The sequence below is a fragment of the Sphingobacterium spiritivorum genome (assembly GCF_016725325.1).
In the GTDB taxonomy this organism is placed as follows: Bacteria; Bacteroidota; Bacteroidia; order Sphingobacteriales; family Sphingobacteriaceae; genus Sphingobacterium.
The window spans coordinates 3,788,510-3,801,162 of sequence record NZ_CP068083.1; the positions used below are offsets into that span (position 1 = coordinate 3,788,510).

Consider the following 12,653-nt stretch of genomic DNA (forward strand, 5'->3'; position numbering starts at 1 on the left):
ACGGAAGACCATCTTTTGAAAAAAATAAGCGATCGTTTTCATAATGCTGATATTTTAAATTACAGTATTACATATACTTACAATATAAAGTTACGCTGTTTTTGTATACCTTATATTAAGAGAGTATTAAGTTTTTAGCTAATTCTGCAGACTTCCTGATCACACAATTTTCATGATTTGTTAATACAGAAACAAAGTGTTAATTATTCTATAAACCAGACCCAACACTCGCTTAACACGAGAGAATTAGATTTGCCTCAAATCTATTTTAAGTTGAAAAAATAAAAACATGTACTTTAAATCAACCAAACTATTATGGCTTCTACTGCCATTAACCACAGTTTCATTAACCACTGAAGCAAGTAACCTGAAGGTCGAACTGTTGAAAATAGAGCTAAAGAATCAACAGCAGATTTCGGGAAAAGTAGTAGATATCGACGGCAAACCTGTTGCCGGAGCTACAATTACGAATATCCGTACACAGCAACGTTTTCAGACAGACGAAAAGGGAAATTTCACACTTGCCGGTACAGTCGGAGACAGCATTTCTATCCGGTATATAGGGTACAAGGAGGTTCGTCAGTCTGTTTCTTCCCTTCAGGGATTAACGATTACGTTGGAAGCAGAGGGTCAGCAGCTAGATGAAGTGCTCGTGTCCATCGGGTATCAGAAAGTTCGCAAAGCAGATGTAACCGGAGCGATAGCCAGTGTAAAGGCTGAAGAACTGAATCTGACTTCACCCAAACTTTCACAGGCACTGGTCGGTAAAGTAGCTGGTGTGCAGGTGATGCAGACCAGTGGTGCACCTTATGACGGTACTAAAATAAGAGTTCGGGGAATGGGATCTATCAATGCCGGTTCGGATCCGCTGTATGTTATCGATGGATATCCTGCAGGAAACAATCTCAATATTAACCCCAATGATATAGAGACAATTGACGTCCTGAAAGATGCGGCTTCAGCAGCGATTTACGGTTCAAGAGCAGCCGGAGGTGTAGTTTTGATTACTACTAAGCGCGGTAAAGAGGGGCGTAGTAATATAGATTATGAAGTACTTGGAGGTTTTGGGCAGTTATCCAGGAAAATAGATGTATTGAATGCTGCAGAATTTATCGACTTGCTTATTGATGGCAGAAATAATACCTACAGAGATTTGCTTGCCACGAAGGGTGTGACCTGGACTGATCAGAGACGACTGGACAATAACAAGGCCAGAGTAGATGCAGTAGGAAATGCAGGTTCAGTCACCATTCCTGAAGAATATTATGATTTTGCGACAGGTACAGCCAAAGCATCTAAATATGATACAGACTGGCAGGATGCCTTATACAGAAATGCACCTTTCCAACGTCACAATTTATCCGCATATGGCGGAAATGATAAAAGCCGCTATTTCCTGAGCGGATCTTATCAGAATCAGGAAGGAATCATGCTGGGAACAGACCAGAAGGTGTTTAACTTCCGTGCCAATATGGATTCTAAAGTAAGTAAACGACTCACCGTAGGAGCCAATGTGTCATTTACCTATAATGATAATAACGAGGTGACTACAGGGAGATACGACCGGAGTCCTTCCATGGCAGCTTTGATTTATCTGCCTACCTTGCCTGTATATAATGAAGATGGTAGTTATGCCAAATACTTAATGGCTAATCTGTCAGCTAACAACTATGGAATACAGAACCCTGAAAATCCGCTGGCTTATGTCACGGAAATCAAAAACAATAAAAGAGGAAAAAGAGGATTGTATAATGCGTTTGCAGATTTCTCTATTATTGAAGGGTTAAATCTGAAGATCAACGGGGGACTTTCTACTTACGATGAAAAATACGATTACTATCGTCCAACCAGTATTTCGGATGGTAACAACGCGCCTTACTCTGATCTTGCAAAAACAGCTGCTTATGCCGATGCGCGTACCAGAAGCGAAATTGATAAACTTGTCGAAGCTACTCTTAATTACAGCAAGACATTTCAGGAAAAACATCAGTTAAATGTATTGTTGGGTTATTCTGCACAGCGGACAGATATTGACCAGATGACCGTTCGCGCTAATGGATTCCAGAATGATGCGATCGGAGAGATCACCAATAAAGGAGCAGATCCTTCCAATTTCAGATTGTTAAAGGACAACGGAGAAACATTCAAACGTATCACGACCTTACAGTCATATTTTAGTCGTGTCAACTACAGTTACGATTCCAAATATTTCTTATCAGCCTCTTTCCGTACAGATGGTTCTTCCAGGTTTGGGCCTAATAGTAAGTGGGGAACTTTCCCGTCTGTTTCTGCCGGTTGGACAGTATCAAATGAAGGGTTCTACGACAATTGGTTAGGTGAAGGATCTACAATGAAGTTTAGAGCAAGTTGGGGTAAAAGCGGAAACAACAACATTCCGGACTATAAGGCGATAACTGCTTACAATTCACCGGGCGGAGTTATCATTGCTGATAAGGTTGCTACAGCATTATGGCCGGACGATCTGCGGGATCCTAATCTGGGTTGGGAGTCTACATCACAATACAATGCAGGACTTGACCTGGGCTTGCTGCGCGGGCGTCTGAATGTAATGACTAATTTTTATCTGAGCCGTTCCTTTAATCTTTTATTTAATCAACCTATTACAGCCATTTCGGGGGCAACAACAATTTTTACCAATCTGCCAGATAGTAAGGTTCAGAATAAAGGTTTTGATGTACAAATCGATGCCACCCTTATTCGTAAGAATGATTTCGAACTTGGGTTTAGCGGAAATATCAATGTGAACCGTAATAAAGTGCTGGATCTGGGAGGAGCTTCTACTATTATGACTAACGGAGCCGAACGTTCTTATATCACCCATATCACGCAGGAGGGAAGTCCGATCGGTATGTTTTACGGATTTAAAGTATTGGGAATAGCTACAGAAGAAAATTATAAGACAGTAGCACCTTCAGCAGCTTCTACAAATCCCCTTCAGCCGGGAGACCTCTATTTTGAAGATGTAGACGGTAATGGTGTTGTTAATGATCAGGATAAGCGTATTATCGGAAATCCTCACCCTGACTTTACTTATGGATTTGCGTTAAATGCCAGCTATAAGAATTTTGATCTGAGAGCTTCTTTTAATGGTTCACAAGGAAACAAGGTACTGGATGGTTATGACTATTATCTGTATAACATGGAAGGGTCCGGCAATCAGTATGCCGACGTAGCACAACGCTGGAGATCATCTGCCAATCCGGGCAACGGTAGTGTCTACCGGGCAGCCAGAGGTGGTACACAGAGTAACAGTACACGTCTTTCTTCCTTTTACCTGCAGGACGGATCTTTTCTGCGTATGACCAATATTATTCTGGGCTACAGCCTGCCAAAAGAAACAGCACAAAAACTTATGCTGTCCGGCGTCCGCATTTATGCGAGTGTAGATAATCCGTTTACAATCACAAAATATAAAGGATATAATCCAGAACCGGATTATGACCAGCGAGGTAACCTCACTCCGGGAGTAGACTATGGTTTGTATCCTCTGGTCAGATCATACAATCTGGGATTAAAAGTGACATTCTAATAAAGATATAACAAATGAGTACAGGAATCTTTAATACCTGATTTCTTTATTCAAATAAAAAAGTATATACTAATGAAAAAGAGATATTTATTACCTTTTATTCTTTTGGGAATTACTTCCTGTAAAAAAGATTTTTTAAATCAGCAAGATCCGAATGCAGTATCTGTGGGATCCTATTTCAAAACAGAGAATGATGTCTTGTTGGCCGTTAACGGACTCTATCAGGCACTGCGTTCAGGAAGCAGTATAGGCGAATCCAGCACTCTGTATAGTGAAGAACGTTCGGATAATACTGGTCGTGATGACAATCAGTCTAATGCTGGAGAACCTTTTCAGTTCAATGATTTTTCTATACTGGCCAGCAATTCTTATCTCAAGACGCACTGGTCTACCATGTACGACGGGATTGCACGCTGTAATACATTATTGTCCAACATTGATAAAGTAACGTTTGGTGATGCGGCAGTGAAACAACGCTATATTGCAGAAGCAAAATTCGTCCGTGCTTTATTGTACTTTCATATGGTTCGCAAATTTGGAGATATTCCTTTGTCTACGGTAGAGATTACAACTAAAGAACAGGCCAATGAACTTGCTTTTCGTCAGAAAGAAAGCGTCGTTTATCAGCAGATAGTAACAGACCTGTCCGATGCACTGACCAGTAATCTGCCGGATCAGCAAGGGCAATATGCCGTAGGTCGCACCTCTAAGGCTGCTATCAATGCACTATTGGGTCAGGTCTATCTGACAATGGGAGCTACCTTAGCAGGCAGTACCAATGAAAATTTTCTGAAAGCAGAACAACATCTGACTGCAGCATACGGTATGCGTACCTTTGGTAAACTGAATGAAATCCCCTATGCAGATGTATTTGATGTAACCAAAAAGAATACCTGTAAGGAATTGATCTTTCAGGTTCAATATCTGCAAGGTGATCAGAACTACAGTTCCAGTATTGCGCGTAATAATCAGGCCAGAGGAGAAACAATCAATTCGCAGTTTGCATCTACAGGGATAGGAGGAAATGTCAAAAGAGATCTGGTAAAAGACTATGAGGATAACGATATCCGTAAAGCTTTTTCTATCAAATTTGCAGCAAGTACTCAGGTCAATGACTGGTTTATTACGAAATTCAGAGATAACAGTAATAATGCCGGTAAACAGGGTTTTGGTGGAAATGACTGGATATTGATCCGCTACGCCGATGTCATGCTGTTATTAGCGGAAACTAAGATGCGCCTTGGTAAAGATGCTGAAGCTATCGTATTACTGGATGAAGTGAGAGAACGTGCAGGATTACCTTCCTATGCAACTTCAAAAGCTAATGCCGTCTATAATACGAAATATCCGACCCTGAAAGATGCTATTCTGCATGAGCGCAGAGTAGAGCTCGCTTTTGAAAATCACCGTTGGTTTGATCTGATCCGTAATTACAATGCTCAGGAACTGGTCACGTACTTCAAGAAGAAAGAACAGGCTGATTACGGCAACGCCAAAATATCTAATATCTCGACCAAAGACCGCTACTATCCGATTCCTTTTGATGAACACAAACTGAATCCGGAGAAAATGTATCAGAATCAAGGATATTAAGTTCTTCTGAATCATGAAAACTATTTTGAAATTAATAATGCTGACACTGGGGACATGCTTTAGTCATGTCTCCGGAGCTCAGGATTTTTCTGCATATCAGACACCTCAGGATTGGGTAATTGCCAAGAATTATTATGCCACATTTCTGCTGGCGCAGGATTCCGGGCTTACCCATACTATTTTGTCCGATCAGGATATATACAGTATGTTGGAAAAAAGACATGCGCGATATATCGAATCTGCTAATTGCAAAGATGTAGCCTGTTTTCTCCGGGCATTCAGATGGGAAGAACAGGAAGTGGAAAAGATTATCTCTGTTTTTAGCAGGAAGTTTCAAACAAATAAAGAGTTAAAAGCTTTTGTCGCGAATAAAATAATTCCATCACGCACATATGGTATGGATGTGTCTGCAGGAGAGCGTGCTTATCTGGAAAAGGCACTTCGTCAGGATCTGAATGCTATGAATTATGTTATCGATGTATATGCGGGAGGAAAGAAACCCAACTATCCTAAGATTGATTCTATTTCTTTTGATGTCACAAAAAAAGCATATCTGTATCTGCTCAAAGATGTAGCGCAGGATATTCTTAAAGATGTGCGTAACCCTGAAGAAGCTTTTTATGAGTCCCTGTGGACAGCTGTTCGGCTATTAGAAGTCAATGAACGTTGGGATGCCGCACAATTGGAACCGTTGATACAGCTGGAAAACAAGAAAGCTTATGATGCGATCCGACAAACAGACTTTGAACGCTATCCTTATAGTCTGCTTCTGACATTAGGAGCCGGACCGGAGGTGTATGATCAGCCTATAAGTCCTGGTGGTATGCTGCGTTGCCGGATGGCTGCCCGGAGTTATTTTCAGGGACTTGCACCTTTCATTGTGGTTTCCGGCGGACGTGTACATCCTTACAAAACTCCCTACATAGAAGCGATAGAGATGAAAAAGTATCTGATGCAGGCATTGAATGTCCCGGAAGAAGCTATTCTTATTGATCCGCATGCCAGACATACAACCACTAATATGCGCAATACAGCTCGCATCTTACTACATTATGGATTTCCGGCAGACAAATACGCAATCGTTAACAGCAGCATACCTCATATCGATGCGGTGGAGAAGATGGCTGACCGTTGCGTAAGAGAACTGGGATATGTACCCTATGTATTAGGTAAGCGAATCAGTGAAGTCATTATTGAATTCAAACCACGTGAAGAGGCCTTGACTATTGATCCGGATGAACCTATGGATCCCTGAAAGTTATGCAGCATGATGTAGCAGTTTTTTACCAAAGAAGCTATTAACTATTAAAAATTAAAAGTATTTTGCAGGTCTTGATCGACCTGCTTTTAGTATCTATGAAAAATTTTATTCGCCTGTTTTCCATTTGTATGTTGCTGATGCTAAGTTCGCAGCCATTTGTACACGCTCAATCCAAAGCATCGCTTATAAATGTGTTTTTGGGCTCTTCCGGAGACCACGGACAAATGTCACCTGCAGCATCAGCTGCTTTTCATCAGATGAGTATTGCTCCACAGACCTATCCGACCTTGCATATGGGGTATGAGTATCTTGCAAAAGAGATACTGGGGTTCACACATAACAGATTTGAAGGAGTAGGCTGTAAGGGAAGTGGCGGGCTGATTCTGGTCAAACCTTTTCTTGGGGAGCAGGATGATCATCAACCGTTGTTAAAAGTGACTGAGCAGGCCGGCCCCGGATTTTATGAAATCGGATTAAGTAATACTATCAAAGCAACTTTTGCTGTTGATAATAACTTTGGCATTCATGAGTATAGTTTTCCAAAAGGGAAGAAGGGATTCCGTTTAGATCTTGCTCATGCTTTCAATAATGCTTTTGTGTCCAACACCTATCAAATCGGTTCGGACGGAATACTCCAGGGTTCGGTCAGAGCACGTACAACATGTGGAGTAGGGATTTATACGATCCATTATGCTATTAAAGTTTCTTCAGCCGGTACCTGGCAGGGGAAAGGGGATCAGTTAACCCTTCATCTGGAAGAAAACAGCGAAAAAATAACCCTTCAGATTGCTTTTTCTGCAGTCAGTGTACAAAAAGCATCCGAGACGCTTAAACGTAATACAGGCCGTTCATACAGTGATGTCAGGAATGCCTCTTTTCAACAGTGGGATACCTATCTCTCCGGTATCGAAGTAAAAGGTAATCCTGAAAGAGAAAAACTATTTTATTCCTTGTTTTATCGTACCCTGCAGTCTCCTTATCAAATCTCTGAGGCAGACGGACAGTATTCCGGTACCGATGGAAAGATTCACTTGGCTAAAGGAAAACGTTATCATGGCTGGGCTATATGGGATAATTATAAAACACAACTGCCTTTATTAGAACTGCTTTATCCACAATTGTATCAGGATGTGGTCTCATCCATTTCTGACCTGTACCGATACGGTAAATTTGACTTTGCCGGCCCAAATGAACCTGCCAATTCAGTTCGTACCGAACATGCAGCAGTAGTGCTGCTGGATGCCAGAAATAAAGGATACGATATCCATTTTGATGCTATAAAAGATTCATTGGTGAGCGATACAGCCCGGTTTGATTTCTCAAAACCGGATAAAGCTTTAGAAGCAGCTTACGATATGTGGGCTATGGCACAGCTTTTTGATAAAAAGGGGATACATTATGCACAGAGAGCCAGTAGTTATAAAACTGTCTGGCAGAAAGAATTCAAAGATTTATCCCGAAACGATGTAGATCGTATGTCTGCAAGAAATATGTATCAGGGAACGATCAGACAGTACCGTTGGAATGTACCTTTTGATATTGGGGGACTGGTAGATCTGGCCGGAGGAAAAAAGGCATTTACAAATCAACTGGATGAATTCTATGATCGGCATTATTTTAACAGAGCCAATGAACCGGATATGCAGTCTCCTACGTTGTATTATGCCAGTGAAAAACCCTGGAAATATCAGTCTCTGGTTCATCAGCTAGCCGTAGATACAGTTATCCAATATTACTTCAACGACAACAGCAGAGGAATAGATCCTTTTATAGACCGGATTTATAAAAATGAACCCAAAGCCTATATCCGGACAATGGACGATGATGCCGGTGCTATGTCGGGATGGTTTGTGCTCACAGCCATAGGACTGCATCAACCTGTGATCGGCCATCCGTTATACTATCTCAATGTACCTTTATTTCCGGAAATCAATCTTCACAGAGCAGAGCATACCTTGCAGATTAGGGTACATAATTTTGGCGATGAAAATAAATATATTGCAAGGGTAAGACTCAACGGTAAGGATATTAAACGCTTATGGTTATCGCACGAAGAGATTAGCGGGGGAGGTCTTTTAGAAATTGACGCCAGTTCCGAACCTTCCGGGTACGGCAGTGAGAATATCTGGATCTCCGGAAAAAATATCCTTCCTTAATCTTGACACAGACACGACATGCCAGTCGTGTCTGTGTTCTTTTTTATATTCAGAATCCTATATTACTTCTTATAACTAAGCCTAATCCTCCGGGGATACATTAATGTATCCTTAAAATTATTTTCATAAAAATTTGCGTAGTCAAATGGCTACATTTATATTTGTAGTCAAATGGCTTCATATTGAAGTCCTGAGCTTTTACATCGACATTTATATAACTGATAAAATGAACTTAAGAAGAGATGTTTTCCAGGCCGTTGCAGATCCGACAAGAAGAGCCATACTTCTTTTAGTGGCAACGCAATCTATGACGGCAGGAGCTATTGCTTCCAACTTTGATACCGCCAGGCCTACAGTTTCCAGACACCTGCAGATTCTGACGGAATGCGAACTATTGACATCTGAACAAAGCGGAAGAGAGATTACCTACAAGTTGAATCCTTACAAAATGAAGGAGATAGCTGATTTTATTGAACCATTCCGTCAGATGTGGGACGAACGTTTTAATAAACTGGAAGCCATTATGAAACAATATAAAACCAAATAAAATGGAACATAAAACAAAAGTGAGTGCTGAAGATAACAAGCAGGAAATTAGTATCACAAGAACATTTGATCTCCCTGTAGATCTGCTTTTCAAAGCGTATGAAGAGGCGCATATTGTTGAACAATGGATGGGGACAAAAGTGTTGAAACTGGAAAGTAAGCCGCATGGCTCATATGCTTTCGAAACCTCTCATAATGGCAATGTGGTCTTTCGTGCAAACGGAACAATTCATGAATTTGTCCCCAATCAACGAATTACACGAACTTTTGAGATGGAAAACAGTCCTTTTCCTGTTCAGCTTGAATACCTTTCATTTGAAAAAATAACAGAAGAGAGTAGCCGGCTTACCATGCAGATTGTTTTTAAATCGGTAGCATACCGGAATCAGTTGCTGCAGATGCCTTTTGCTCAGGGGATTAGTCTTGCACATGACAGGTTGCAAAGTGTATGTAATAAACTTATATAATACGATTATGACAGGAGAAATAAACATTGCAAAATCTTCAGTATTGCAAAAGGTGACATACTGGACAGCTACAGGATTACTGGCCGCAGGAATGCTATCAGGAGGTCTGGCACAATTATCCGGAGCACAAAAAAGTGCCGAAGGAATAATACATCTGGGTTATCCTGTATACCTGATGTACATTCTGGGTATCTGGAAAATAGCAGGTGTCATCGCTATTTTAATTCCTAAATTTAAGTTACTTAAAGAATGGGCCTATGCCGGCTTCTTTTTTGCTATGTCCGGAGCAACGCTTTCGCATATTGCTGCGGGAGATAGTTTTTCAGAAGCTATTGCGTCCTTTACCTTTATACTACTTATCCTTATATCCTGGTATTTCAGACCTTCTGAAAGAAAAATTATGTCAGACAAAATATAAATTGATACTTATGAATACAGCTGCCGAACACTTTTTTGAGCGTAACCAAAAATGGAGTACAGAATTTCATTTACTGCGCGAAATCATCTCTGAAAATACAGACCTTCTGGAAGATTTTAAATGGATGCATCCATGTTATACCTTTAATGGAAAGAATATTGTCCTTATTCATGGGTTCAAAGAATATTGTGCATTATTATTTCATAAAGGTGCTCTGATGACAGATCCTGAACATGTTTTAATCCAACAGACAGCAAATGTACAGGCTGCAAGACAAATCAGATTCACAAACAGCGAACAGATCACGGAACTGAGAACTGTTATAGCCGATTATATTCGGGAAGCAGTAGAAATTGAACAATCAGGAAAAAAAGTGGAAATGAAAAAAACAGCTGATTATCCTGTGGCAGCTGAATTTCAACAGGCAATGGATGACGATGCAGCACTGGAAAAAGCTTTTCATAATCTGACCCCCGGACGGCAAAAGGGATATTTATTTTATTTTAATCAGGCGAAGCAAGCCTCAACAAGAGAGTCAAGGATAGAAAAATACTACCAGCATATTCTGGATGGTAAAGGACTGGATGATGAGTGATCGCATCGTAATCGGGGCTGATCATCATCAGATCTCGCTGGTTACCTTTGCAAATTTATTTCTATACTCTATCGGTGTCAGCCCCGTTATCTTTTTAAAAATATCCCGGAAGGCTTTTGTATCGCTGTATCCCACATCATACATCACTTCTGATACATTCTTTCGCGAAGCTTCGAAAAATTTTTTAGCAGCTTCTATTCTGACCCGTTGGATGTATTCGACTGGCGTATTGTTGGTTGCCTCTTTAAACCGTCTTTCAAAGGTCCTGCGCCCCATACTACTAAGGTTTGCGAGATCATCAATCGTGATCTTATCTTCATAGTGCTTTTCTACATAATCCTGTACTTTCTGGATATCGGTATCTTCATGATTACGTTGTCCCCTGAAAATAGCAAACTGAGACTGGCTGTCTCTGCTGATATCCAAAGCAAAATATTTTGCTATTAACACTGCAGTCTCCCTGTCAGAATATTTCTCAACGAGATAGAGAATCAGATTCCACAGACTACTCGCACCACCACTGCTATAGATATTATCATGTGCTGTTATTACCGCACCGTCTTCGATTTCAACATCCGGATATTTTTCTTTAAACTCATTGATATATGCCCAGTGTGTAGAGCACTTCTTGCCGGAAAGCAATCCAGTTTCTGCCAGTAAAAATGCACCTACACAAAGACTTGCGAGACTGGTTCCCTGTGCATGGAGTCTGGTAAAGTAAGGAATAGCCTCTGCATTAGCGGCAATACCTGCTTCTATACTGCCAAAAACAGGTGGGATAATCAGCAAATCTGTACGTGTTACATCCCGCAGTAAGCGATTAGTCCTGATACTGTATTCTCCGCTATTAGCCGGTACATATTCCTGTAATCCTACATATTCTACTTCAAATACAGGTTTTTTACCAAATACACTAAGAAATTCATTAGCTGTATGAAAGGTTCTGAATGCCGGGGTGATACCTTCTATTGTACCGTATTGAGGGACGAAAACGGAAATTTGCATGGTTTATTAATTTAGTCAGATAAAGATACATATAGTTTTTGTCGTAATCTACCCCTAAAGTTGACGTTTTTACAATGTCAGGAATTCCAGAAACTGTCGCAACTTTGTAATAACAATATAAACGATAAATTGAAAGCAATGAAAACACAACCACAAATCACAGTAGAAACAACAGTCAATGCTCCCGTAGAAATCGTCTGGAAAGCCTGGAATACACCTGAAGATATTATGCAATGGAATGCTGCAGATCCAAGTTGGCACTGCCCGTCCAGCCAAAATGATCTTCGTGTGAATGGTAAGTTTAGTAACAGGATGGAAGCCAGAGACGGAAGCTTTGGCTTCGATTTCGAAGGAACTTATCAACAGGTCGACTTGCATGAAAAGATCAGTTATACCATGTCGGACGGGCGTGAAGTCAGTACATTATTCAGCGGTATGGGAGATACAACAACAATCACAACAACCTTTGATGCAGAAACGGAGAACGATCCCGAGTTTCAGAAACAGGGCTGGCAGGCTATAATAAGCAATTTCACGAAATATGTAGAATCCACTTATTAGATTTACAGATGGAATCTCAACTCGCACAAACAACAGTAATGAATACAGTTGCCATTTAAGCATTAAAAACCAAATTATATACTTATGAAAAAGAACAAAATAATATTCTGGATAACTACCGCCATTCTCATTCTTTGGGAAGGTCTAATGCCACTGGGTACCCTGCTTTTTGCACCACAATATGTCAATGCCGGAACAAAGCCATTAGGCTATCCGGATTACTTTGCCTATGCACTTATTATTTGTAAAGTACTGGGTGTGATAGCGATCTCTCTTCCGGCTATTCCGGTAAAGGTAAAAGAATGGGCATATGCAGGACTTACATTCAGCCTGATTTTTGCATTTATCAGTCATGCATATGTTGATCAGGTAGTTGCATATATGCTCATGCCATTGGCTGTATTAGCTTTACTCATTCTTTCTTACTGTTATAATCCGAAGATTATTCATAGCAGAACTGCAAAATAAGATAGTAATGTAAAATAGCGTTATCAGCTATAA

Annotated in this window: 11 protein-coding genes; 10 read left to right on the plus strand and 1 reads right to left on the minus strand. The window is 40.6% G+C overall.

What is annotated here, in order from left to right; translation table 11 throughout:
- The first annotated feature begins 289 nt into the window (after positions 1-289).
- The 8 genes from I6J02_RS15850 to I6J02_RS15885 all read left to right on the plus strand — a co-directional run bounded on the left by I6J02_RS15850 (position 290) and on the right by I6J02_RS15885 (position 10,586).
- Complete coding sequence (locus tag I6J02_RS15850; RefSeq protein WP_201678807.1) at positions 290-3,550, plus strand: SusC/RagA family TonB-linked outer membrane protein; 3,261 nt, start codon at positions 290-292, stop codon at positions 3,548-3,550.
- A gap of 72 nt (positions 3,551-3,622) precedes the next feature.
- Positions 3,623-5,143 carry a RagB/SusD family nutrient uptake outer membrane protein gene (locus I6J02_RS15855; protein WP_201678808.1) on the plus strand — a complete coding sequence of 507 codons (1,521 nt, stop codon included), beginning with the start codon at positions 3,623-3,625 and terminating at the stop codon, positions 5,141-5,143.
- Positions 5,144-5,156: 13 nt separating this feature from the next.
- Positions 5,157-6,398 carry a YdcF family protein gene (locus I6J02_RS15860; RefSeq protein WP_201678809.1) on the plus strand — a complete coding sequence of 414 codons (1,242 nt, stop codon included), beginning with the start codon at positions 5,157-5,159 and terminating at the stop codon, positions 6,396-6,398.
- Positions 6,399-6,499: 101 nt separating this feature from the next.
- Entirely contained in the window at positions 6,500-8,560 is a 2,061-nt protein-coding gene (locus I6J02_RS15865) for a glycoside hydrolase domain-containing protein (protein WP_236582036.1), read from the plus strand.
- 226 nt (positions 8,561-8,786) lie between these two features.
- Positions 8,787-9,107 (plus strand): ArsR/SmtB family transcription factor, encoded by a 321-nt coding sequence (locus I6J02_RS15870; protein WP_201681748.1) that lies wholly within the window; start codon positions 8,787-8,789, stop codon positions 9,105-9,107.
- A 1-nt stretch (position 9,108) separates the two neighbouring features.
- Positions 9,109-9,573 (plus strand): SRPBCC domain-containing protein, encoded by a 465-nt coding sequence (locus I6J02_RS15875; RefSeq protein ID WP_201678811.1) that lies wholly within the window; start codon positions 9,109-9,111, stop codon positions 9,571-9,573.
- Positions 9,574-9,580: 7 nt separating this feature from the next.
- A complete protein-coding gene (locus tag I6J02_RS15880) occupies positions 9,581-9,991 on the plus strand; it encodes a DoxX family protein (protein ID WP_411028010.1) in 411 nt (136 codons plus the stop codon).
- 10 nt (positions 9,992-10,001) lie between these two features.
- Positions 10,002-10,586: a YdeI/OmpD-associated family protein gene (locus I6J02_RS15885; protein ID WP_201678813.1), complete on the plus strand. Its 585-nt coding sequence runs from the start codon at positions 10,002-10,004 to the stop codon at positions 10,584-10,586.
- A 27-nt stretch (positions 10,587-10,613) separates the two neighbouring features.
- On the opposite strand, the gene I6J02_RS15890 is transcribed toward I6J02_RS15885, so the two are convergent.
- A complete protein-coding gene (locus I6J02_RS15890; protein WP_201678814.1) occupies positions 10,614-11,591 on the minus strand; it encodes a GlxA family transcriptional regulator in 978 nt (325 codons plus the stop codon).
- 138 nt (positions 11,592-11,729) lie between these two features.
- On the opposite strand from I6J02_RS15890, the gene I6J02_RS15895 reads away from it, so the two are divergent.
- Both I6J02_RS15895 and I6J02_RS15900 read left to right on the plus strand, forming a co-directional pair.
- Positions 11,730-12,152 (plus strand): SRPBCC family protein, encoded by a 423-nt coding sequence (locus I6J02_RS15895; RefSeq protein ID WP_201678815.1) that lies wholly within the window; start codon positions 11,730-11,732, stop codon positions 12,150-12,152.
- Positions 12,153-12,236: 84 nt separating this feature from the next.
- Positions 12,237-12,620: a DoxX family protein gene (locus I6J02_RS15900; RefSeq protein WP_201678816.1), complete on the plus strand. Its 384-nt coding sequence runs from the start codon at positions 12,237-12,239 to the stop codon at positions 12,618-12,620.
- Positions 12,621-12,653 lie beyond the last annotated feature (33 nt).